Here is a 25,712-nt window from a genome sequence, read left to right on the forward strand (position 1 = left end):
TTACGGCTGGTTCGTCGATGGGACGCCGCTGGACAGCAGCGAGTTCACACTGCTGGACGGCAGCCTGCTGGCCGGTTCCGGCAGCGACGCCTTTGGTCAGATGGATCTGCTGACAGTCGTAATGCACGAGCTGGGTCACACACTGGGTCTGGAAGACCTGGACTCAGACGGTACCCTGATGAGCGAGTCGCTGGACGTCTCCGAACGTCGCCTGCCGAGTGCAGACGATCTCGACGACTTCTTCAGCGGCATCGCCGGCGGAGACAACCCGCTGCTGGACTAAATAAACCAGTCCAGCTGCAAACAGTCCCGACAGGCCCCCGGAAACTCAGGTTTCCGGGGGCTATTTTTATTGGGAGTAAAGTCTGATAGAAGATGCCGTAAACAGAGGTACTATCTTTGACTGGGGACACTAAAACAGCCACCTGAGTTCCTACCCAGATGGCTGTTCTGAAATATCAATTGTTCTTATGAACTATTTCAGTTCTTTGATTTTGATGTTTCGCCAGCTGACCTGTTTGCCAACTTTTTCAGGATGGTTACCAACACCATGTACCTGCAGGGCGATAAAGCCTTCAGAAGTGAGACCATCTTTGAGATCTGCAGCAGGGACGCCGTTGATCCAGGTCTTGATGGAATCCCCTTTGCAGACAATACGGTAGTGATTCCATTCATTCTGTTTGAATGCTTTCTGTGCCGCTTTGTTATCAGCCAGGTTGTTCAACCAGCCACGACGTGCTTCATCATAAATTCCGCCTGACCAGGCACGATCAGAGGGGTCGATTTCTACCTGGTAGCCGTGCACACGACCGGCGGGAATATTTTTCTTCTTCTCTTTGCCGTCCTCTCCGTTATAGACAATAGTTCTGTCTTCATCATGGACATTGCTGCGAATCTGGATCCCTGAGTTCAACAGCGGATCAACTTTGAAATCGACTTCGAGTTCAAAGTCTCCATAATTTCTGTCGGTACACAGAAAACTGTTGGGGGTTTTGGGGACCGAAGTGCCGACGATCGTGCCATCGACGACTTCATATTTGGCCGTACCACCTTTTTGGACCCAGCCGTCAAGAGTTTTACCATCAAACAGTGGTTTGAAGCCCTTGTCTTCAGCATAGGTGGTGATATTCATCAGGATTGCGAGGCAAAACGCAGAGAGTGTCAGTTGAACTTTCATAGTTTATCCATCAGGTTAAGTTTTTTAAAATTGCCAGAAAACGGTTGTCAGGCAGCATTATGACTGAGAGAACGGGAGGATACCAGTCATAAAACAGAGTTTCCTTCCGCGTCCGAGTCAATCAGCGTCGATAGATCAAGCTCTGCTAATCGATGCGGTTTAGAATCAGCAGACGAAAGTCCATCACCTGCTCACCAGGGATCTCAAGTGCCCGCAGGGTCAACTCACCAGTCCCTTTGGAAAGCTGGATGTTCCCTAAGACCAGTGGCTGAAAATCCTTGACCAGGGACTCTGATCGTTGCGCCCGGTCCTGTTCTGCACCAACGAGAGGAGGATCGTGCGCTTCAGTAATCTTGCCTGTCAGGCGACTGTCTTTGAAGCTCAGTTCGACGGTCGAACCGACATCACCTGCCGGGCAGGTATAATAGAGTATCGCCTCGTATGTGCCTGCCTGATCCACTTCTGCATCCCAGGTGATGCTGTCTTGTGGGCTGGTCCAGTTGTAAAAGAAGCTGCAGTTGGGATGCCGGGACGAACGTTTGATCTCACCGTGAGAAATGGCATCACGGGCAGGCAGTTGAGTCGATTTCGCGCCGCCATACCCAATCAGGAAAGGACGGCTATCTTGGGGATAGCCGTCAGGCCAGACTGACTTTTTCCAGTCTTTGACTGCCTGTTTGAGCTTCTGAGTAACTTCAGGCCGTTCACCGGCGATGTCTTTCCGCTGGCCGGGATCCTGAGTCATGTCATAGAGTTGTCCTTTCTCAGAGAGCCGATACTGATCGGTACGGACACTGACTCGCTGACGCAGGCTGGAGAAGATCATCCGGTTCGGCCAGGAATTGGCGTTCCCCATGATCAACGGTTTGAGGCTCACGCCGTCAATCGGCTTTGGTTCGGGACGTTTAATCCCAGCCAGATCGGTCAAGGTTGGCAGGAGATCAATCGCACCAGCGACCTGGTTCACCTGACGTCCTGCGGGGATATGTCCGGTCCAGCGGATCACAAACGGAGAGCGCACACCGCCTTCATCCAGCGAACCTTTCTTGCCTTTCATGTCCCCGTTCCAGCGAAAACCGTTGGGGCCATTATCGGAGAAGTAGAGCACGATGGTCTCATCTTGGATTCCGAGTTGATTCAGTTTCTTCAAGACGCGTCCGACGTTCCAGTCCACATTTTCACACATGGCCAGCGCAGCGCGGAGATGATCTGACTGTTCTTTCTCCGGGTCGCGATGATGCATCTTCAGCTTTTTCTCTGAAAAACGATCCCAGTATTCGTCAGGGACCTGCATGGGGGAGTGAGGAGTGCAGTAAGGCAGATAGGTAAAGAACGGTTTGTCGCGTTTTACCTGCTGATCGATGAAGGCAATCGCTTTGCTGGTGAGGTCATCGGTAATGTATCCCTCACCTTTCACAAACGTACCATTGTGATCGAGCATGGGGCTGAAGTAGTGTCCCCAGTGTCCTGAAGTGAATCCGTAATACTCATCAAAGCCTTTGGCATTGGGATGATTCGGATATTGAGTGCCGTTATGCCATTTGCCAAAAGCGCCGGTCGCATAGCCGGCTGCCTTGAACGCCTGGGCCACCGTAAATTCATCGGAATTGAAGCGTTCTTCCCCTTTGGAAACTCCGGTCGTCCCGGTGCGGGCGTGGTAGCGTCCGGTGAGAAAGGCAGCACGAGTGGGGGCACAGACCGCGCCTACATAAAAGTGATTAAACCGCACACCCTCTTTTACGAGCGAATCAATATTCGGAGTATGCAGATTCGTGTTGCCATTATGACTGACATCTCCCCAGCCCTGGTCATCTGCAAGGAAGACAACAATATTGGGATGTTTCTGATCGTTTGCCAGAAGGTTACCGGTCAGCAGGCAGGCCAGCAGACCGAGTGTAAGAATTGGTTTCATATTAGTTGCTCTTGAATAAGGAACGCTGAAGCAAGTCTATACGCTGAAGCAAGTCTATGTGGTTGGAATTCATGGTAGCGGATTTCATCTGGCAGTTCACGTATGTGGAGAAGGAAAACTGACAACGGGCTTTTTGATAAGAAGGTTTTTTAATTGCTTTCTCGAACCCACTTGTGCCATCATGAAGAGGCATGAATTGCGCTCACCCTGATTTGGTACTGATAACAGAGGCTACGGGAAGAAATACTCAGCCTCTGGAGTGGAGTGAAAATACCACTGATGGATTCTCCAGCAGACAGCCTCTCCCTGAATGATTCTAAACCGACACGGGTGCGTTATCTGGTACTGGCTGGTTTAAGCAGTGGTTTTCTACTGGCCTATCTGCCACGCGCGGGACTGGCTCCTCTGGCGACTACGATTCAGCAAGATCTCAGTCTGGATGATCTGCAGATGGGACGCGTGCTGGCTGCTTTTTATGCCGGTTATTTCCTGTTTCAGATTCCGGGAGGCATACTGGGACAAAAGCTGGGGAATCGGCTGGCGTTACCTTTGCTCCAGTTGACAGCAGGCATTGCGAATCTGTTAACAGCCCTGGCAGCTTCATTCGGACTGATCTGGTTTTCACGTCTGTTGCTGGGACTGGCCCAGGCCGGTATGGTTCCCTGTTCGGCACAAGTGATTAAGAACTGGATTCCCGAAGCGAAACGCGGTACAGCCAGTTCTCTGATGGGCAGTTTTATGTCCGTGGGGAGTATCATCGCCACAGGGGCGACTGCCGCATTGGTTGATCCGTTGGGTTGGCGTCTGCCCCTGGTATTGTTCAGCCTGTTCTCTGTCAGCTGGATGTTCCTTTTTTTTCTGTTGTTCCGCGATCGTCCCCAGGATCACCCAAAGACGAATCATGCTGAAGTGGAACTGATTAACGCAGCTGACAGGAATGCCGTCTCAGAAAACAAGGCAACAAGCTCAACGCCGATTCGTCAGTTATTCATGCGAATGGTCTCGAATACGAGTCTCTGGCTGTTCTGCCTGCAGTCCGTCTTCCGGGCGTTTGGATACGCATTCTTCATTACCTGGTTGCCCGCTTACCTGCAGCAGTCCAGTGGAGCTTCTGTGCAGAAAGCGGGACTGCTGGCGATGCTGCCGCTGACAAGTATCGTGTTGGGGACCCTCGCGGGAGGCCGTCTGATCGATCTGATTTATCAATGGACGGGCAATAAATACTTCAGCCGTTCGCTGCTCAGTGCCGGGTCCGCGCTGATCTGTGCCGTTTGTATTCTGCTGGCCAGTCAGGTCCCTGCTGAAGATGCCGTCTATCTGATTTCCTGCGGAACGTTTCTCTCCGGCATGGGGAATCCGGCGATCTGGGTGACGTCAATGGATCTGGGAGGCAAGCATACATCGGTCATTATCGCGATAGTGAATATGGCAGGCGTCGTGGGTGGCTATCTCTCACCCATCGCCGTCGGCGCCTTATTCACTTACATCAAAGCAATGCCGGTACCGGAGTGGAATCTGGTACTGTACCTCTTTGCTGGAATCTATCTGGGCGCAACCTTGAGCTGGGCATTGATTAATCCCCGTAATTCCCTGTCTGAAATCTGAGGACTGAGTTTCAGAGATAGTGAACGTTGTTTAAGAAGGGAAAGTCCCCTCAGGAAATTCCAGCTCAACTGTCGCCTTTGCCTGCTTGTCCGGTTAAACTAAGGGGACCACTTATTTCATTCCGGTAGATTATCTCCCCGTAAAATTTCTGAAACTGAGCCCGGTTTGTCTGCAACACGATCAAACCTCACATGCTCCCTGTGACTCTGGCGCGAGTCTGGAAATGAACCTCATGATTGGGAAATTCAAAAGTTTACTCCTGCTGACTGCTCTGCTTTTACTCTCCCTGGGAAAATCGGAAGCAGCTGAGCGACCGAACATTGTCTTTTTCTTCGCCGATGATCAAACCACCAGCACGGTTGGCTGTTACGGCAATCAGGTGATCCAGACACCCAACATTGATGAACTTGCCAAACGAGGCACTCGTTTTGAAAAAGCATACGTGAGCCAGCCAATCTGCTGGGTCAGTCGGACGACAATTCTGACCGGATTAACGGGACGCAGTTACGGAACTCCCTCGAATCCGGAACAGGCACGGCCCGACGCGGTGCAGACGCTGTATACAGATCTGCTGCGAGAGCAGGGCTATCGAACCGGTTTCTATGGGAAATGGCATGCGAAGATGCCAAAAGATTTCAAACGGGAAGGGCACTTTGATGAGTTCGAAGCGATCAGCCGCAATCCTTACTACAAGAAGCAACCGGATGGCAGCCTGCGGCATGAGACCGAATTAATCGTTGATCGTGGAATCGAATTCGTCAAATCGCAGCCCAAGGGGAAACCATTCGCATTGAATCTGTGGTTCAATGCCTGTCACGCTGAAGACAGTGACCGACGGCCCGGAATTGGACACTTTCCCTGGCCGCGTGCTGTCGATGGTATGTATGAAGACATTGAAATCGCGCCCCCTCGTCTGGGAGATCCCGAGATCTTCAATGCACAACCGAATTTCCTGCAGACCACGATCAACCGGGAACGTTATTTCTGGCGCTGGAATACGCCTCAGAAATATCAGACAAACATGCGGGCTTACTACCGCATGGTCAGCGGTATCGACGGAGCAATCGGTCGGTTCCGGAAAGCACTGGATGAAGCCGGGCTCGCTGATAACACAATTATCGTATATTCAGCTGATAACGGCTACTACATGGCCAATCGGGGTTTTGCCGGAAAGTGGTCACACTATGAAAATGCTCTCCAGGTACCACTGATTGTCATGGATCCGCGTGTTCCGAAAGAAGAACAGGGCAAAGTGACTGACGCATTGGCGCTGAATCTTGACCTGCCCGCAACGTTTCTGGACTGGGCCGGTGTGGACGTTCCCAAACGATACCAGGGACAAAGTCTCCAGCCCGTCGTGAAGGGAACGAAACCAGCCGACTGGAGGGCTGAAACATTCCATGAACATTTCGCAGTACGCAATCGAATTCCAGCCTTCGAAGGAATTCGTGACGGAAACCTGAAATATGTACGCTACTTTGACCACGATAACTACGAGTTTCTGCATGACCTAGAAGCAGATCCAGATGAACTGATCAATCTGGTGGGAAATCCCGAGTATGCAGAGAAGCTTCAGGCACTCAGAGATCGCACGACAGAGCGAGTCAAAGAGCTGGGAGGCCCTTTGGATCCACTGCGCGGTGGATTTCGGGATTCCACGGTTCCCTATCCGGTGGCTTCTGCAGCCGTTGGTGCCCGCGCGGATAAGGATGGTTTTGTTAGCGTCTTCGACGGCAAAACCCTACGGCACTGGACCGGCGATCCACAATACTGGTCTGTTGAACAAGGGGCTCTGACGGGTAAAACGGATGGTTCTCTGAAGATGAATCGTTTCATTACCTGGAAAGATTCCACGATTCGTAACTTTGACTTACGAGTCAAAGTGAAAGTGACGGAGGGGGGCAACAGCGGGATTCAGTATCGGGGAACCTCTCGTCCCGATCTCGGACTGGATATCGTAACCGGCTATCAATGTGATGTGGTGGCCAACAATCCGAATTACAATGGTATGCTCTATGAGGAGAAGGGACGCCGAATTCTCTCGCATACAGGCGAAAAAGTCATCATCGCACCTGATGGTCAGCCCTGGGTGGTTGGTAAGATGCCCGTCAAAACGTTTGCTCCCGATGAATGGCATGATTTCCGAGTGCTGGTACGCGGCAATCATCACGAGCACTGGATTGATGGTCACAAGACTGCGGACCTGATCGACCTCGATCCCAAAGGTCGGGCACTGGAAGGTGTGCTGGCCGTTCAGGTGCACGTCGGACCGAAGATGAAAATTCAATACAAGGATTTCAAAATCAAGCATCTGCCAGACAATCTGCCTTTAGAGCAGGCTCAGGATCATCCGATTCCCGCAGATGCTTACGGTGTTCGCCCCCAGGGACGCCTGCCCAAGAACTGGAAGCCGCCGGTTTATGGCAAACAGTAATCGGCTACCCGCTGTTTCTGAAAGAGTGCTCGCTACGGTTTGACAACTGATCCCACCTTAGACAGTGATGGAGTTCACAATGCGGATTTCACTTCTGCTGGCTGGCGTACTGTGGTGTTTCACTTTCGTGCTGGATACGGGAACCGCTGCGGAACAGTATCTGGTCAGGGAAGGGCAGGCAGAAGCAGAAATCGTAATTGATCCTGCAGCTCAGCGCAGCACGCGTCTGGCTGCCCAGGAACTTCAGAATTATCTGAAAAAGATTTCGGGAGCAAAACTAAAAATCGTCACTGAGACGACCGCTAATGTGCCGGTCAAAGTTTTGATCGGATCGAGTAAAGAAGCAGAAAAGCGGGGACTCACAGCTGCCGGGTTGAAAGCAGGAGCCTACCGGATCGTTGCCGGCGATAACTGGCTCGCAATGATTGGCGATGATACCAATTTCGTGCCGATTGAACCCTGGCCCCGTAATCATCGTGATCTAGCCAGTGGTAAAGTACAGGCGGCCTGGAATGCGATTACCGGTGAGCACTGGGGATATCCCCATTCACAACTCTACAAGCATTACACCGGTTCAACCGGTCTGTTTGGAACGCCTGACGAGCAACTGGTTGATAAAGCAGGTCAGGTCAATGTGTGGGGCTTTGACGAAAGAGGTTCCTTCAACGCGGTCTGCGGATATTTGCGGCGACTGGGCGTGCGCTGGTATCTGCCCGGAGAACTGGGCGAAATCGTTCCCCGCCAGAAAACGATTCCACTACCAGTGATCGACGAAACGATACAGCCCGATTTTCCACTGCGGACGATTAACTTCCGTTTTGGTGTCTATGGCCGCGATGCTGCTCTGTGGGCGATGCGACTGGGAGTACGACAGCCCTATGGTCGTCAGGCTGCCCATGGGCTGGATCATATGACGCACAATGCAGAGACGCTCGAAAAGCATCCTGAATGGTTTGCCCTTTATGGCGGAAAACGTGATACCCAACCGGGGAAACGTCTGAATCAGCTATGTTATTCGAATGAGGAACTGTTCCTGCAGACCGTGCGCTATGTGCGGGCTCAGTTTGATCATTTCGATATGGATGTTGTATCGGTGATGCCTCCCGATGGTTATACCGCGATCTGTCAATGTGAGCATTGTGCAGGCAAGGATACTCCCGAACGAGGTTACCGCGGCGCATTTTCCGATTATGTCTGGGAGTTTGTGAATCGAGTGGCCAGAGAGGTTCGTAAAACGCATCCGGATCGCAAAATCTCCAATTGTGCCTATGGAACTTATACGCAGCCTCCTGAAAAGATCGACCGTTTCGAACCCAACGTGCAGGTGATTATTGTGGGGGGAAGAAGACCGACGTCTGCAGACCGGGAAGAACTCCGCCAGTTGCGTGACGCCTGGGTAAAAAAGACAGCGAACCCGATCATTATCTTCGAAAACTATCCCTTTACCGGACGGGGCTTCTATCTGCCGGCCTTTATTCCTCACGTACTGGGGGAGAGCGTCAACGAGACCAAAGGGATTTCTAAAGGAGAAGACATCTGGCTCACGATGGATTTTGGCGAGAATGCGATCGGCTATAACCACTTTCTGATTTACTTCACCGCGCGGATGTACTGGGGGGGGAAAGACCAGGATGTCGATTCCCTGTTCAATGAATACTGTGAGCTGTTTTACGGACCTGCTGCTCAGGAAATGCGCACCTTCTTTCTATACTGTGAAGAACACTGGCGCGAGATGGAGCAAGAGGCCGAAAAGGCCAGTCGCGCACTGGAGCTGTTTTCTGTCGCGAAAGCGAAAGTGAAAAGTGACTCAGTGTATGGGCGTCGGATGGCACTCATCGATAATTTCCTCAACGGATTGAGAAATAAAAGTAATCAACTGGCACAGAAACGGGGGCCGGTTCCTGTTTTAAGGCTGGTGGGTGATCCCCGAGGCGAAATTGTAATTGATGGGCAACTCGATGATCCACTCTGGCAAAACTGCCCAACCGCTTCGACAGGAAGCCTGCGTGAACTGCAGACCGGACGCTTGCCCGTTTATGGAACTTCGATTAAATCACGCTGGGTGGGTCATGATCTCTATTTTGCGATCCGTTGTGAGGAAGCACCGGGCGAGCAGCCCCGCAGTACAACAACAAAAAATGAAGATCAGGCAATCTGGTTTGGTGATGCGATCGAAATTCTGCTCAGCACCGAGTCACATAGTTATTATCAACTGGCCATCAACCCTGCCGGGGTGCTGATTGACCTCGATCGAGGGGCTGATAAGGGAGACTGGTTCCGCTGGGATTCACAGGCTGAGGTCGCGACCCAGATCAAAGACGGCTACTGGACTGCTGAGGTGCGGATTCCCGTTGTGCAGGATGAAAACGATCCCCTGCATCAGGTAATCGGACATCGTCCTACAGTGAGCCTTCCCTGGCACATCAATGTCTGTCGTCAACGTATACGAGACAATGGTTCTGAATACTCGGCATTCGCGCCCACCGGAACTTCCGGGTTTCATCAGCCGATGAAATTCGCTTACTTTTATCGGGGACTGTCACACCAGTTCGAAGCCGACCCGAGTGTGACAGACTACCTGATTACAAGCAAAAAGGCAGAGACGCTGATGCGGCGTCGTAAGTACCAGGCCGCACACGACCTGTTTATGGCCCTGTCTGCAGAGAATAATGTCACGGACCTGCAGAAATCTGTGGCACTCCAGCAGGCGGCGGAATGTGCCCGTCACCTGAAACAGGAATCACAAGCGGAATCGCTGGCTGAAAAAATACCACTCGATACCGTGGCGAAGACAGTGCGGATGCAGAACCTGCTGGCACAGCGAAACTATGCTGAGTTGATTCAGCAGTTCCAATCTGAGAATTTTCAGACCTGGCCATTCAGTCAAGTCGGAGAAGCCGCTCTGGCGCGGGGAATGGCCCGTTTACGAATGAAGCAGGGAGAGGCTGCTGAGACCGATCTGACACTGGCGTTGAATTATACCCCGGATCCACGCATCCAATCGCAAATCCTCCTGTTGCTGGGAGAAAACAGAGAACACAATCTGGCGGATGAAGCTGGGGCTCTGAAGGCGTATCGTCAGAACTACGAGGGCGCAGGACGAGTAGGTTCAGCAGATCAGTTCCGCTCAATTGAGGGAGCGGCTCGAATTCTCACGAAACAGGGGAAATACGACGACGCATTACAGGCGCTGGAAAAAGCCGAGATCGATCAACTCAAAGGATTCTGGCGCCATGAAATGCAACTTGCGAAGGGACACACGCTGGCTGCTGCGGGTAAAAAGCAGGCCGCGGAGCAGATTTACCAGAGTGTGTTGCAGGACAAGACCTCATCTTCAGGACACCGCCAGCAGGCTGAGGAACAACTCAAACAACTGGGGGCACCCTGATTCTAAAGTGATCAAGGGGTTGGCTTTAAAGGTCCCTGCATCTTCTCAAGCGTGTCTTGTAAGGAAGCATAGTTGCGTTTTGCTTTTCCTGATAAAGCATCTGTTTTCAGGGGAGACTTCTCCAGCGGGTCCTGTTTGAGATCGAAAAAGCGGCCGTCATCGTAGAGTTTCCAGTTCAGCGAGCGAACACACCGTTTACCCCGGTGTTCAATAAAGATCCAATCGCGACGATCTTTTCCGGAAGCACCCTCGAGAACTTCAGCAAAACTGACTCCATCCCGGGGAACGCCATCATTCTTGAGTCCGGCGACATCCGCGACCGTCGGCAGGTAATCGGTCAGGTCGACCATGGTGTTGACTTCCTGACCTGCCTTGATGTGGCCCGGCCAGTTTGCGATCAGGGGGACCCGGGTTCCGGTGTCATCCAGTTTGCCTTTACCGCCGGGGACGATTTTGTTGTTTTGTACCGAAACCACTTTAGGGCGCACCATCTTTCCCTGTTCGTTAACATACAGGTAGCTCGCGGCGGGGGTTCCGTTATCGGTGGTGAAGAGGACCAGGGTATTGTCGCGGACTCCCATTTCATCCAGGGAAGCTACCAGGCGACCTACCATGTCATCCATGGATGTCATCATCTCAGCAAAAGTCAGCCAGTGCCCATCATGTGCGTAAGCGACATGCTTTCCTTTCAGGTCATCAGTCACATCATGACAGAGGGCCATAGGGTAATAGGCAAAAAACGGCTTCCCCTCTTTATGGCTCTCTTTCATGAAGTCAATCAGAAAATCGGTGTAAATATCCGGTCCATATTTGCCCTCAGTGTTTTTCAGCTGCTTGCCATTCTGGTAAATCAGTGGATCATGATAACGGCCCCCTTCATGCCAGCCAAACAGACACCACTTGTCAAAACCGACGCGGCTGGGATGATCCAGGTCGTTTTTCATGAAGCAGAGCTGCCATTTCCCGGCAACTGCAGTCGCATAGCCGGCCTGCTGCATGCGATCGCCAATACAGATTCCCTCAGCAGCGTCTGGAAAGTCTCCCCATTTCGAGCCTGCTTTACCAAACCGGAACGGATAACGGCCGGTCATCAGGCAGACACGCGAGGGGTGACAGACGGGCATCGAGTATGCTTGATTGAACTTAAGCCCTCCCTGGGCCAGCTTATCAATGTGGGGAGTCGGATAGCTCTGTCCCCCGTAACAGCCGATGGCGTCACTGCCCACATCATCTGCCATAATCAGCAGAATGTTGGGTTGGGACTCAGCAGCAGACAGGACAGCCGGGGAAATGAACAGCAGCGCGAACGCCAGTGTATAAACAAACTTCAGGGCAGGCATGGGGAAACTCCTCAGGGGGTAGTAGATATCAATGCTTTCAGATCGGGTAAATCATAATAACGCAATCCAGCATGAACCGCGTTGTGGATGTGCTGGTGTGCATCCGGTGTCTTCATTAACGATCTCCAGGACGGAATTCCGCCCCTGGCAGTTAATTCAGAAATCAGCGCTGGCTCAAGAGCGGCAGCATGAAGTCCCGCCGGGGTAAGTTCTCCCCCGGTAACGAGACGCAGCGACTCCGCCTGTTGTTGGGTTTTCAACCACCGGGCACAGGTCAACAGATCTTCTGTCCGCAAACCCAGCCAGGAACGTCCCAGCATGTAAGCGATGTAATAATCGGCGCCGAAGAACCGCCAGTTGCGGGTTGTGGTTTCGCCTGTGTCACGAACTTCGACGATGAGTACCGGATGCCCTTGGCGATGCAGTTGCCGCGCTTCTTTGACTGCGCTGTTCATTCCCGCTGCGGGAGCCAGCAGGACAGGCGGGGCGGATCCTCCGGGCCAGTACAACGCAGGGAGGACAATACCCGGCTCAGGATGGATGATCAGTCGCAGAGGTTCATCACGGTTCGAGCCAGGCTGCAACTGTTGTGACTTTGCACGTCTGCCATTCGAACCGACGAGTTCAACGCGCGGCTCTGGCAGGTGCTGCAATTTTCGAATTCCAGTTACCTGGCGGACCAGGTCGCGCGTCAGGGGAGATCGCTTCAGGGCCAGTCGCCGTTCTTCAGCCTGATTTACTTCGAGCAGCGAACGGGCCAGAGGCAGTTGTTGTACCTGGCCGCTGGGTGTGACCTGCAATTCCCGATCTGTATAGATCTTGACAGGGGACTCTTCGAAAACGTTGATCTGACGTCCCTGCAACCAGCGTGCAAAGAAACGGGCGGCTCCTTCTCTGAGTCGTTGGCTGAAACCATGTTTTTCATTGGCTTCGATCAGTGAAATCCGTTCCGGATATCCGAGCAGGGTGTAGGCCCGCTTGGCCTGTCTGAAGGCATCCCAAGTGCCTTCAATCGGCACAAAATCATGCGTCGCAGCCAGGATGAGTGTTGGTTTAGGGGCACGACTGAGGATGAAGTCCGGGTGATCAAAACCTTCGCGGATTTGGGCATACAGATTCTGCTCGGCATCACCGGGACCGGGGCTCTCGTTTTTCTCGCGATGGGTGGTCATGAAACAACCGGGGGCTGCAGCCTGGATCCGTTCATCATAGGCCATCAAAAAACTGGTGAGGTTACCTCCTCCGGAATTGCCTGTGCAGCCAATTCGTTGCGCGTCGACATCGGGACGACTGCAGAGATAATCAAGAGCACGGACTGCATCCCAGACCATGTAGCCACCAAGGCTGCGTCCCAGCAGTATCGGCGCGACTCCCAGTTCCTGGTGTTCATGACTGGCACGATGTGCTGGTTTGCCGTCGGAATCGATGATCTGTTTGCGTTCTCCCTGACCGATGGGATCAAAGCAGAGCACTACGAAACCCTGTTTAACCAGCAACTGGTTTGCTTTCTGGTAAGATTCGTACGCTTTCCCGTTTTCACTATGTCCCAGGGGATGCAGGATGGCCGGGAAGGGGCCCGGTCCATCGGGACGATACAGGTTCGCGGTCACATAAAAACCAGGCTGGCTCTCAAAGTAGAGTTTTTCGATCGTGAATCCATCGGCTTCTATCGTGCCGGTAACCATGGGATTCAAAGGAGTCCGTGGCGGCATCTCTCCCAGACACATACGTAATGTCTTTCGCCGTTTCTGCTGATATGCGGTGAAGCGTTCTGGTGAACTCAGTGCCTGCTCGAATTCTGTTCGACGTTCATCGAGTGCCCGATGACTCTGTCCGCGCAACCAGCTGCGCATCATCTGCTGTGTTTTGTCTGCATTGAAATCGGGAGGCAATACGCGATAGGGTTTCTGGGCCAGGCTTTCGCTGCAGATGGAGCTTAGAATGATGACCAGGCTGAGAATAAATGACTTCACGGAAGTTTCCGTTCTGACAGGTTGGACGCTGGGGTAAGTTGGGTCTGACTTCATCCTAACAGCTCACTTTCACTCAAGTCCAGTGTGATTGATGTCCCGCTATGAGAGGACCCGATAATTGAAATCGGTGTCGAGAGTCAGTTGCGCATTTGTGATACCCGGTACCTGATGGCTATAATTAACTTTCAATCTAGTGTGTTACCCGTCTAAGTCAAACCTTTCTATCGACTGTTTTATGTCATCAAAGAGCCACATCAGGGGAGTTAACAGATGCGCTTTTCTGGAATTACCTGCCTTATCCTGGTACAGCTGTTCGTATCAGCTGTCTTAGCAGGAACGCCTCGACCGGATATGGTCATCTTTCTCTCAGACGATCATACCTGGCGTGATTCCTCAGTCTATGGCTCTCCCGATATCAAAACTCCCAATATGGATCGCCTGGCGGCCCAGGGGATGACGTTCAACAACGCGTTTGTTGCTTCTCCCAGTTGTGCCCCCAGTCGCGCCGCGTTGCTCACAGGATTGTATCCTGCCAATAACGGAGCAGAACCGAATCACTCACGGCCACGGGCCGAAATCAAGAAGTTGCCCGCGTACCTGCAGGAACTGGGATACGAGGTCGTCTCATTCGGCAAGGTCGGCCATTATAAACAGACGCCTGAATACGGGTTCGACATCGCCCGTCATTTTCGCTATCACGAAGACATCGCCATTCTCAAAGCCATTGAATGGCTCCAGCAGCGCGAGAGTGAAAGGCCACTCTGTCTGTTTGTCGGTACCAACTGGCCTCACGTACCCTGGCCGGAAGAGATTGGCGACATCGATCCCGCCGCATTGCAGGTACCTCCTCATCATGTGGATACGCCGGTCACGCGAGAGTGGCGGGCGAAATACATGGCCGCCATTCAGACTATGGATCGCGAACTGGGGCAAGTCTATGACGTGGCTCGACAGAAACTGGGAGATGATGTCTTCTTTCTGCATACCAGCGATCATGGCGCACAGTGGCCGTTTGGAAAATGGAATCTGTATGACGAAGGGATTCGCACCCCATTGATTGTCAGCTGGCCGGAGCAGATCAAACCGGGGGTTCGTACAGACGCGATGGCATCCTGGATTGATATTCTTCCGACACTGATCGATGTCGCCGGAGGCACGCCCCCTGACTCCATTGATGGCCGCAGCCTGCTCCCCGTCTTGAAAGGGGAAACAACCACACATCGCGAGGTTATCTTCACCACGCATTCGGGGGACGGTGATAACAATGTCTACCCGATGCGGGCTGCTCGAACGCTGGATGGCTGGAAGTACATCCGTAATCTGCATCCCGAGTTCCGGTTTACCAGTCACGTGACGAATGCACGTGCCAAGAACGGCTATTGGGACAGTTGGGTTCAAAAGGCAATCGCCCATCCCCAGGCACGACAGAAGGTGCGACGTTATCTCGAACGACCGGATGAAGAATTGTACCAGGTCAATACTGATCCCTATGAGCAGCAGAATCGAGTCAATGAACCTGAGCAGGCGGAACGTCTGCGCATGCTGCGAGAACAGGTCGATGACTGGCTGGCGGAAACGGGAGACCAGAAAAATGTCTATGGCCGACCACAGCGGATTGCCGCTGAGGATAAACCGAATGTGATCATGGTCTTCATTGACGACATGGGCTGGTCTGATCTCTCCTGCTTTCAGGGAACTGCTGTCAAAACAGATAATATTGATCGGCTGGCTGCCGAGGGAATCCGATTTACGAATTTTTATGTGAATTCACCCATCTGCTCTCCGTCGCGGGTTGCTTTGACCACAGGACAATATCCTCAGCGCTGGCGAATCAATTCTTATCTGGCGCAACGCAAAAAGAACCGGGAACGCGGGCTGGCGCAGTGGCTGGATCCCAAGGCACCTGTGCTGGCGCGGGAACTGAAGCATGCGGGGTACGCGACAGGGCACTTTGGAAAATGGCACATGGGCGGCCAGCGGGATGTGGGAGAAGCGCCTTTGATCACCCGCTACGGTTTTGATCATAGCCTGACGAACTTTGAAGGCCTCGGCCCACGTGTTTTGCCTCTGAAGGACGCCTATGATGGAAAGCCTCCCCAGAAACATGATCTCGGTTCCGCCAACCTCGGACATGGTCCCATTCGCTGGGAAGATCGTTCCGTCGTAACGGCCGCTTTTGTAAAAGACGCTCTGAACTTTATCGATCAGGCTGAAGCGACGGGCCAGCCTTTCTATCTGAACCTCTGGCCCGATGATGTCCATTCTCCATTCTTTCCGCCCGAAGTCATGCGTGATGCGACGGACGGAAGTAAACGGGCCCTCTATTACGCGGTTCTCAAAGCCATGGATCAGCAGTTGGGGGCATTGTTTGATCGCATACGAAATGACGTGAAACTGAAAAATAATACATTGATTCTGATCGCGTCCGATAATGGTCCTGAAACCGGCGCTGGTCTTGCCAATCCATTGAGGGGGGCCAAGACCTGGCTTTATGAAGGAGGTGTTCGTTCGCCGCTGATCGTCTGGGGGCCGTCGCTGATCAATCCAAAAGCTGCTGGCACAACAAACAATACGTCCGTACTCAGTGCCTTGGATTTAAACCGCTCGCTGTATTCACTAACGGGTACAGAACTCCCACTGGGAGTCCAGCTCGATGGCGAGGATCTGGCTGATACGTTGCTGGGAAAAGAAATACAGAGCAGACAGGCACCGCTGTTCTGGAGACGTCCCCCCGATCGACCGGGGACCAGGAAAGAACCAAATCCGGATCTGGCCGTCCGTGAGGGGAAATGGAAGTTTTACATGAACTACGACCAGACAGGGATTCAGCTCTACGATCTCCAACAGGATGTCTCGGAAACCACGAACCAGGCATCACAACAACCAGATCTGGTCAAACGCTTGCAGCAGGCGGTCAACGACTGGAATTCCAGTCTTCCTGCAGACGCCGGAGATCCCAACTGGCGGCCGAAAAAGAAACCTGCCAAGACAGGAAAGGCAAAGGCCGCAAACTGAATTTTGAGTCTCATTATTCTCTCCAGAATGCCTGTATTGAGTGATGATCTCACGCTTGGAGTGGATCTGCTGAAAAAAGTTAGGATTCATAAGAAAAGATTGAATTGATCGAATTCATCGGCTAGAATCAGACTACCGATCAAGATATGTTCATGCGTCGGTCCCTGCTCGCATCATCCTACCCAAATAGCGTGACCCTATGAGATTACGTTCCTTCCACACAATGGTAGCGTGTCTGGTGTTGTTTCTGTCAGGAATCACATCGACTGTCACTGCCCAGACTCCACTGCATCAGCAGATCGATCAGCTTATTGCTGAAGGAAAGCCGCAGTTTGAAAAACAGGCTGCTCCTCTGGCCGATGATGCCACGTTCCTGAGGCGGGTGACCCTGGACCTGACCGGGACCATTCCCACAGCTGATGAAGTTCGAACCTTTGTCGCGGATTCGTCTCCCGACAAACGCAGCCAGCGGATCGACCAGTTACTTGCCTCACCAGAACACGCCCGACGGTTACAGTATCTGTTCGACACGATGTTGATGGAGCGTCGACCGGGCAAATATGTGAAGACAGCTGAATGGGAAGAATACCTGCGTCAATCTTTTCTGGAGAACCGTCCCTGGGATGAACTGGTTCATGAAATTCTGACTGTCGACGGAACAGATAAGACAACACGACCCGCGGCCCGTTTTCTGTTGGATCGGGAATTAAAATCCGAAGTCGTGACGCGCGATCTGGGCCGTATTTTTCTCGGACGCGATCTGCAATGTGCCCAATGCCATGATCATCCCAACGTGAATGATTACCTGCAGCGACACTACCATGGTCTGGATGCCTTCCTGAGCCGCAGCTATCTCTTCAAAGATCCCAAGACCAAGCAGGCCTCGATCGGTGAAAAAGCCGAAGGCCAGGTCTCCTTTACCTCCGTGTTTACCAAAGAAGAGGGGATGACCGCCCCCCGGGTACTGGATCTTCCCGAAATTCCAGATCCGGCGGACGCGAAAAAAGCGTACAAAGTTAAACCCGCAAAGAATGTGCGTTCGGTCCCTGTTTACAGTCGACGTTTGCAACTGGCGGATGCACTGACCAGTCAAAATAACGGGGCGTTCCAGAAGAACATCGTTAACCGTCTCTGGGCCATGATGATGGGGCAGGGCCTGGTTGAACCACTCGATATGTGGCACTCGGATAATCCTCCGACCCATCCGAAAATCGTGTCGCTTCTGAGTGAAGAGCTAGCGAATCATGAGTTTAATCTGCGGTACGTGATTCGTGAGCTGGCACTGACCCAGACCTACCAGCGCAGCAGTCATGTTTCAGCTGAAACTGAGATCCCCGAGCGATCAGCTTACCAGATGGGTCTGCTCAAACCATTAACGCCCGAACAACTCGCCTGGTCCATGATGCAGGCCACCGGGGTGACCTCAGCGACCTTGGAACGTCTGCAGACGAAACAGCGCAAAGTCGATGAGAAACAGAAAACCAAAAAAGCTGATGACACTCTCTGGCAGGAAGAGGCGTTACACGGCGCATTGAAAGGGAACGTGGCTGCCTTTGTCCGGACATTTGGGATTGTCGGCGCACAGACCACACGTTTCGACGCCTCGGCTGATCAGGCCCTGTTTCTGCTAAATGGTAACACGATCCAGGCCTGGCTCGCTCCCTCTGGTAATCAATTGACGGCCCGTCTGAAGAAGCTGGATCAGCCGACCGCTATCGCAGAAGAGTTGTATCTTTCCGTATTTTCACGGTTCCCCACCGAAAAAGAAATCAAACAGGTGGCCCTGTTCCTGGAAGGTGGCCCGAAGCCTACCGACCAGGATCTGCAACAACTGATCTGGGCGGCACTCTCTTCTGACGAGTTTCGTTTCAATCATTAAACCCATCACCTGAGTTTCTCACTGAGAGGCAAAAGGACATAGTATGAAACGCAATCAAGGATGCCATTCTCTGGATCACCAGATTGCCCGGCGACAATTCCTGGCGGGGGCCGCTGGTGGAGCAGTCTGCCTGGGGCTCTCGGATCTGTCTGCACACGCCGAGACGGTGAAAAGCCAGCATAAACGGATTCTGCAGGTGTATCTCCAGGGGGGCGTCAGCCAATTGGAATCCTGGGATCCGAAACCAGGAACTGAATTCGGTGGACCGTTCCGTGCAATTCCGACCTCAGTTCCAGGCATGCATATTTCTGAGTTGCTGCCTCATACTGCCCAGAGGATGCATCTGCTCTCAATCGTTCGCAGCATTAATATTAAGACGAACGACCATTCACAGGGACGCCTGTTTATGGAGAAGGGGAGGCGGGCCGGCGAGTATCCCTATATAGGTTCGATCGCCTCAAAGTATCTCGCGCCTGCGAATAGCGAACTGCCGGGATATATTCACATTTCGACAAGAGGACTCAGCGATGCGACGGCTGCTTTCCTGGGAGCACAGCATGCCCAGCTCAAATTTGAAGGGGTGAAGCCACCTCAGAACCTGGGATTACCCAAAAACCTGAACGCGACCGCAAACACACGCCGCCTGCAACTCCGGCAGCAGTTCAACCAGCAGTTTCGACAGGGACGCCGTAAGGCACAGACGGAAACCTTCGATGCTTCGTTTCAGCAGGCTTCCAAATTGATGGCCCGCAAATCGTTCTTCGAGAAAACACCTGATGCCAAAGACCTGGAACGCTACGGCAAACATGATTTCGGCCGGAATTGCCTCCTGGCAAGAAAGCTCCTGGAGAATAATGCCACCTGTGTCAAAGTGACTCATCATGGATACGATTCTCATGCTGAAAATTTCAATTTTCATCTTGAGCAGCTCGGGGAATTCGACAAAACATTTTCCATGCTGCTCGATGATCTCCATGAGCGGGGCATGCTGGAGAGTACGTTGGTGATGGTCTATTCCGAATTCGGCCGAACCCCGAAAATCAATGTCCGCTATGGACGTGATCACTGGGGAACCGCTTGGTCGATCGCCCTGGGAGGTTGTGGTGTTCAGCCGGGAGCTATTATTGGTAAGACCAACGAAAAAGGGACTGCCGTCGCAGATCGAGAAGTCGACGCCGGTCACCTGTTTCATACCTATCTGCAGGCACTGGGCATTGATTCGACCCGCGACCATGAGATCGGCGGACGTTCGATTCCCATCGGTGATCCCACCACACAGCCCATTAAGGAGTTGTTAGCATGAAGCCGCAACAGACCACCGAACCACTTGTTGCCTCCAAACCGGTAATTGACTACAACGCCGTCGATCCGGTGCTGACCCACCAGACGGCTGAGTTCAAGCATAAATTCTCTCTGACCTCCTGCAAGGTGGATCCCACCGGAACTCATCTGGTGGCGGGAGCGGAAGATCTGGAAATTCAGGTCTGGAACTTAAAGACCAAAGCACAGAGAACACTCAAAGGACATACCAGTTGGGTGCGCTGTTTTGATTTTTCCCGAGATGGAAAAACTCTCTTTTCAGCCTGTTGGGGAGGAGAGATTAAAGCCTGGAATCTGGCGGATGCAGAACCCAAACCTACTTTGAGCATACAGGCACATCAGGGCTCGGCTCGCTGGGTCCGTGTATCGCCCGACCAGACGAAACTGGCGACCTGTGGCAATGATCTGCTCGTGAAAGTCTGGAACGTCAGTGATGGCAAATTACTGCATTCCTTTAATGGACACGAACGACACGTATATGCGGTCGATTTCCATCCGGATGGTCAACAGCTGGCCTCTCAGGATCTGATGGGCACCATTCACGTCTGGGATTTACAGACCGGTAAGAAGGTACGCAGCATCGATGCCGGCGTCATGACCGGTTACGACAACAAATTTGCCGCAGATATGGGCGGCGCCCGCGATTTCAAATTCAGTACCGATGGGTGCGAACTGGCCAGTGCAGGGATTACAAAAGTCGTGAACTCCTTTGCTGGAGTCCAGGATCCCATCATTATGTTGTTCGACTGGAAGTCCGGTAAAGCCAAAGCGCAGCTCAAGCCTGATAAAACATTCCAGGGTATCGCCTGGGGGGTTCGTTTCCATCCGGAGAACTTCCTGATTGGCGCTGGTGCCAACAGGAGCGGTAAAGGCGAACTCTGGTTCAGAAAGCCGGGTGAAGAAGAGTTCTTCCACACCATGAAGCTTTCAACGGCAGCCCGGGGGCTGGACCTGTTCCAGGATGGCAGGCACCTGGCCGTCGCTCATTCAGATGGGGCGGCACGCGTTTATCGCATGACCGAAAAACAACCCGTCTAGAACACCAATGCACGGTGACGGATCTTCCTTCTCGAAGATTAACTGTAGTTAAACGGGCGACAGCTGACTGAAAATACTCCGAGATAGACCACTCTGACTTTCAACAAAGGACGATCATGAATCGACTGAACCTGTCTGCTTTCCTGGTACTGACCCTGCAGGTCAGTCTGATGTTGAATTCGAGTCAATTGGTACTTCAAGCGGAGGATGTACCACCTTGGGCAGTTCTGAAAGCCGCTCCCGATCAAAGCCCCTTACCAGGCACGCAGCAGTTAACCGATCAGAGTGATCTGAGTTCAAAAATGATACAGGGCATCGATCAGTTTCTGTTAAAACAGATCGCTTTGGCCGCAGAGAATCGAGCTCAAAACTGGAATCGCGATTTAAGTTCACCCGCCGCATACGAAAAGTCCATCGTCCCTCAGAAGCAGGAACTGGCTAGTATTCTGGGACTGTCAGATCCGCTGGTTCCAGGACGTTTTGCTTCTCTGGAGTCTGCTCCTCAAAAAATTACAAATGACTTTGCTGTTTATGAGGTGACCTGGCCGGTTCTCGATGATCTGCAAGGGGCCGGGTTACTGCTGGTTCCCTCGGGGAAGATCCACGGAGACATCATTGCGGTGCCTGAAGCGTCTCAAACACCGGAAGATCTGATCTTCTCAAAACTGCCTGGTGGCAGTTACGCTCAGCAACTGGCTCGCTCCGGGTTTCGCGTGCTGATTCCGACTTTGATCAATCGTGAACTCAACAAATGGAATCTGAGTCAGCGGGAATGGCTTCATCGGGCAGGGTTCGAACTGGGACGGACTCTGGCGGGTTATGAAGTTCAGAAAATTCAGGCCGGCGTAAAACTGCTCCAGCAGACCAGCGGGGACTCCACTCGTCCAGTGGGAATTATTGGCTGGGGAGAAGGAGGGCGACTGGCTCTCTACGCGGCTGCGTTGGACTTAGAAATTGATGTCGCTGCTGTCTGTGGTTATTTTGGTCCCCGGGAAGAACTCTGGCAGGAACCAGCGGACCGCAATGTATTTGGTTTACTCAATTCTCTGGGCGATGCAGAGATTGCCAGTCTGGTGGCACCTCGCACCTTGATAATCGAGAATGGAATGTATCCAGAATACGGTTATCGCACGACCGCAGAGGGGAATCTGGAGGTCATTGACGATCACTATCCCAAAATGAAGGGAAAACCAGGCAAATTACTCGTCCCCAGTCAACAAGAGGTCCGGGATGAATTCGCACGTGCCCGTCAGTTTGTGGCTGATTTGAAGACACAAACTCCCTGTCTCACATTGATTGAAGCGAATGAGGCTGTTGGTGACAAAACGCTGCAGGCATTGATTTCCAGCCTGGATACTGACGCGACACTCTCTACTGAAGTGAAACCAGTCGAGTTGAAAACTCGCTCGTACGCGGCACAGCGACATGCCGGGCAACTGGCAGAAATTGAGAGACACAATCAGCGGCTGCTGCAACTGGCTTATGAGTCACGTATCGAATTCATGAAGAATCTCAAGACTGGCTCTTTAGATGAATTTAAGAAAACGGTCGAACCATATCGTGATATTTTCAAGAAAGATGTCGTGGGCGAATTTGCTCTAAAGCTGCTGCCCGCCAATGCCCGGACTCGCAAGTATCAGGAAGGACCGAAGACCGTCAGCTATCAGGTCGAAATGGATGTGTTTCCTGATGTGACCGCATATGGAATTCTCACAATTCCCAAAGATCTCAAGCTGGATGGTTCTGAGAAACGTCCAGTCGTCGTTACCCAGCATGGTCTGGAAGGACGCCCCCGGCACACGGTGGGGGAAGAAAAATATGCCGCTTATAAATCCTTCTCAACCCACCTGGCGGAACGGGGCTTTATTACATTCGCGCCTCAGAACCCATATATCCTGTTCGATCGTTTTCGAACCTTGCAGTTCAAGTCGCAGTCGATTGGTCGGACTCTGTTTTCCATTGCGGTTCCGCAGCATCAGCAGATTACAGACTGGCTGAAAACACAGCCCTTCGTCGACGGCAACCGAATCGGCTTTTATGGGATTTCCTATGGTGGAAAATCAGCTATGCGGATACCGCCACTCGTTGAAAATTATGCACTTTCGATCTGTTCAGCTGATTTTGGAGAATGGGTCTGGAAGAATGCAGCCACCGATCAACGATCCCTGCGGTACAGCTATGTCAACAAAGGGGAATATGAAATCTTCGAATGGAATCTGGGGGGGACTTTCAACTATGCGGAAATGGCAGCCTTGATCTGTCCTCGGCCCTTCATGGTTGAACGCGGTCACTTTGATGGTGTCGAACCTGATGATCGGGTCGCCCAGGAATATGCCAAGGTACGTTTTCTGTATCAGGCCCAATTGGGGATCGGTGATCGAACCACCATTGAATGGATCAAAGGTCCACATGCGATCCACGAACAGGGCGCTTATGATTTCCTGCACCAGCATCTCAACTGGCCAGAGCCCGAAAAGTCCGAGTGAAACTGACAGGCCTGCGATTTATTCATCTTTATCGTTGGTTGTCTCTTGAGTGAGCAGGTCCTCGACATGCAGCATAACGGCGGCATCAGCCTTTACCGCAGATGAATCAAGCAGCGCTTTTCGTTGAGCCGGAGAGAAGGAACCGTCCTCTTTTTGAGTTTTCGCAATCAGTCTTTGGGCCGTCTCGCGTGGTGCGCTGTATTTACCATCACCGTCCACATCCAGAAAAATGGGATTAGTGATTGCCTGAGAAGCCTTGCCATAAGTTGTCCAGCCGGGCAGGGTAATAGCATCTCCCAGTACAAACGCAACGACATAAGCGTCGTGTGGAGTGAGTCCCAGTGAAAAGGTCAGCGTCTGATCGGTAGGCTGGTTTGATTTCGTCTTGATGGTCTGGTGAGCAATCTGTTTTCCATTCACATAGATCATTGCTTCGCGCGGCTGAACCCACGATGGGGAAGCGACTCGTAACGTTGCGGTCAGCTTTGAACCTGTTTTTTTATCAGCGTGGATGGCATTCTCAGGTACCAGGTCTCCCATCTGATACTGTCCTTGCAGTTTGAGGTCTGCAAAGATTCCTGCTGATGCCACGGCCCGACCCTGTGTGAAAGCATCATACACCTCTCGGGGAACGATCTCAGAGACTTTGTCAGTTGTACTTTTCAGGTATGTCCGAGCCTGTCCTACCGGATCATTCACGGTGTGGGAGTCTGTGGCTCCGACAGCGGTCAGTTTGGAACCACGGTTCAGCAGTGACATCCAGTCTTCCAGGGCGTAGAAAAAATCGGGGATTTTATTTGCAGGCTGAGCAACTTCATAACCGTTGAAGTTGAATTCAGGTCCCTCACCCCGGTTCCCCGTGCGTCGATTGAAACGAAACCGACCGAATGGACCATCCGGAATACTGGGCCAGTAGGGGTGGTTCAGGATAATTACCTCGGCTCCTTTGAGACGCATGTCGGCAATCAGCTCACTCCAGCTATCATTCTCCAGAAACAGGGGATTACGTCCCTTTACGCCACCGGGGACGGCCTTGTCCGGATCGAAGGGAAATGCCGTAAAATGTCCATTGCGGGTTGTGACTTCATCACCCGAAATCGCATGGAAGTGTGACTGTGTTCCCGTCGATTTCTGAAACGGACGGTAGTCCGAAATATGATTGTGATCGGTGGCTACAGCGACTTCGATTCCTTCGCCGGCGATTGTGATCATGCGTTCTTCGAATGTGGCATTACCGTGACCGCTGCCGGGTAAGGTATGGATATGGCTGTCACAGGCAATAAATCCCGTGGTATCTACTTCACGTGAAATGATCAAAGTATGTGACTGGGGCTGATCGTAATTTACGACGATCGACTGTTTATCGTATCCCCATTCCATGCCTCGCGTGGCGTACAGCGTATACTTTCCCGGTGGTAATTCGAAAGAATCCCCTGTCCCCAGCGTATAAAGAATCCCGGGACGGACGGCGGTCATCGGCTGACTGGCATTATAGAGGTGGGGCAGTTCACCTGATTCATTCACAATTGTCAGCCGTGCGGGGACAGGCTGATCTTCCGGTGTTTGGACTTTTACGGTCACAGATCCCAGCTGCAACGCCTGCTTCAGAGGTCGAGGATCTAAAACGATATTACGTAGAACGGAAGGTTGTCCTCGACCAGTAATTGCCAGGGTGTTTTCACCTGTTTTGAGAACTTCTGCAGGAACCGTAAAACCGATCCGCTGAAAACCGTCTGCCTGTTTATCAGCCCCAATCTGGCGGGTGTTTGCTTCCAATCGACCCAGGTCCTGGTCATTGATGAAGACCTTCCAGTATCTGCCGGAGCTTTGTTTCAGTAGCTTCAGATCAAACAGCAAAGTAAATTCAGTCGGATTGGCGTGAGCAGAGAATACTGTCTCATAAGTCTTTTTTCCTTCAACCTGATGCGACTTTGCATCAATGACAAGAGGAGATTCAGCGGAGCGGAGTTCGCTGGTAAAAAAGGCCGTGATGCAGACGGTTAATAGAATGAATGCATTATGACGGGACAGGTCCATGAAGAGGGAATCCTAATGAGTGAGCGAGTTACCAGGTGGGCGGGAGAATCAGAAGTATTTACAACAGACACAATCTGCAATGAGAAGTGTTCCTGTCTGTAATCTGAT

General features: G+C 52.3%; 14 protein-coding genes. 9 read left to right on the forward strand and 5 right to left on the reverse strand.

The features are described from left to right. The coding region (locus RID21_RS28075) for a matrixin family metalloprotease (protein WP_350194747.1) at positions 1-283 on the forward strand (283 nt) is incomplete at its 5' end. A gap of 192 nt (positions 284-475) precedes the next feature. On the opposite strand, the gene RID21_RS28080 is transcribed toward RID21_RS28075, so the two are convergent. Beyond that, a complete protein-coding gene (locus tag RID21_RS28080) occupies positions 476-1,177 on the reverse strand; it encodes a 3-keto-disaccharide hydrolase (protein ID WP_350194749.1) in 702 nt (233 codons plus the stop codon). Between the two features lie 145 nt (positions 1,178-1,322). Continuing rightward, positions 1,323-3,089, reverse strand: coding sequence for an arylsulfatase (locus tag RID21_RS28085; RefSeq protein ID WP_350194751.1), 1,767 nt, complete (start codon positions 3,087-3,089; stop codon positions 1,323-1,325). Between the two features lie 279 nt (positions 3,090-3,368). Between RID21_RS28085 and RID21_RS28090 the strand changes: the two genes are divergently transcribed. The 3 genes from RID21_RS28090 to RID21_RS28100 all read left to right on the forward strand — a co-directional run bounded on the left by RID21_RS28090 (position 3,369) and on the right by RID21_RS28100 (position 10,516). Then, positions 3,369-4,694: an MFS transporter gene (locus tag RID21_RS28090; RefSeq protein WP_350194753.1), complete on the forward strand. Its 1,326-nt coding sequence runs from the start codon at positions 3,369-3,371 to the stop codon at positions 4,692-4,694. A gap of 223 nt (positions 4,695-4,917) precedes the next feature. Further along, a complete protein-coding gene (locus RID21_RS28095; protein ID WP_350194755.1) occupies positions 4,918-7,128 on the forward strand; it encodes a sulfatase-like hydrolase/transferase in 2,211 nt (736 codons plus the stop codon). Between the two features lie 79 nt (positions 7,129-7,207). Beyond that, entirely contained in the window at positions 7,208-10,516 is a 3,309-nt protein-coding gene (locus tag RID21_RS28100; protein WP_350194757.1) for a DUF4838 domain-containing protein, read from the forward strand. An 11-nt stretch (positions 10,517-10,527) separates the two neighbouring features. On the opposite strand, the gene RID21_RS28105 is transcribed toward RID21_RS28100, so the two are convergent. Together RID21_RS28105 and RID21_RS28110 are read right to left on the reverse strand one after the other, a co-directional pair. Then, a complete protein-coding gene (locus RID21_RS28105; RefSeq protein ID WP_350194759.1) occupies positions 10,528-11,856 on the reverse strand; it encodes a sulfatase family protein in 1,329 nt (442 codons plus the stop codon). A gap of 11 nt (positions 11,857-11,867) precedes the next feature. Continuing rightward, on the reverse strand, positions 11,868-13,829 hold the full coding sequence (locus RID21_RS28110) for an alpha/beta hydrolase family protein (protein WP_350194761.1): 1,962 nt from the start codon (positions 13,827-13,829) through the stop codon (positions 11,868-11,870). Between the two features lie 270 nt (positions 13,830-14,099). Here RID21_RS28110 and RID21_RS28115 point away from each other — a divergent pair, with 270 nt between their 5' ends. The 5 genes from RID21_RS28115 (at position 14,100) to RID21_RS28135 (ending at position 23,567) form a co-directional block, all read left to right on the forward strand. Continuing rightward, positions 14,100-16,844 (forward strand): sulfatase-like hydrolase/transferase, encoded by a 2,745-nt coding sequence (locus RID21_RS28115; protein ID WP_350194763.1) that lies wholly within the window; start codon positions 14,100-14,102, stop codon positions 16,842-16,844. A 238-nt stretch (positions 16,845-17,082) separates the two neighbouring features. Next, a complete protein-coding gene (locus tag RID21_RS28120) occupies positions 17,083-18,723 on the forward strand; it encodes a DUF1549 domain-containing protein (protein ID WP_350194765.1) in 1,641 nt (546 codons plus the stop codon). A gap of 43 nt (positions 18,724-18,766) precedes the next feature. After that, the gene (locus RID21_RS28125; protein ID WP_145185782.1) at positions 18,767-20,026 is read left to right on the forward strand and encodes a DUF1501 domain-containing protein; all 1,260 of its coding nucleotides are present in this window, start codon (positions 18,767-18,769) and stop codon (positions 20,024-20,026) included. Further along, complete coding sequence (locus RID21_RS28130) at positions 20,023-21,081, forward strand: WD40 repeat domain-containing protein (protein WP_350194767.1); 1,059 nt, start codon at positions 20,023-20,025, stop codon at positions 21,079-21,081. The genes RID21_RS28125 and RID21_RS28130 overlap by 4 nt, the downstream gene beginning before the upstream one ends. A 116-nt stretch (positions 21,082-21,197) precedes the next feature. Then, positions 21,198-23,567 (forward strand): alpha/beta hydrolase family protein, encoded by a 2,370-nt coding sequence (locus RID21_RS28135; RefSeq protein WP_350194769.1) that lies wholly within the window; start codon positions 21,198-21,200, stop codon positions 23,565-23,567. A gap of 18 nt (positions 23,568-23,585) precedes the next feature. On the opposite strand, the gene RID21_RS28140 is transcribed toward RID21_RS28135, so the two are convergent. After that, positions 23,586-25,604 carry a CehA/McbA family metallohydrolase gene (locus RID21_RS28140; protein ID WP_350194771.1) on the reverse strand — a complete coding sequence of 673 codons (2,019 nt, stop codon included), beginning with the start codon at positions 25,602-25,604 and terminating at the stop codon, positions 23,586-23,588. Positions 25,605-25,712 lie beyond the last annotated feature (108 nt).

Source organism: Gimesia sp., from assembly GCF_040219335.1.
Lineage (GTDB): Bacteria > Planctomycetota > Planctomycetia > Planctomycetales > Planctomycetaceae > Gimesia.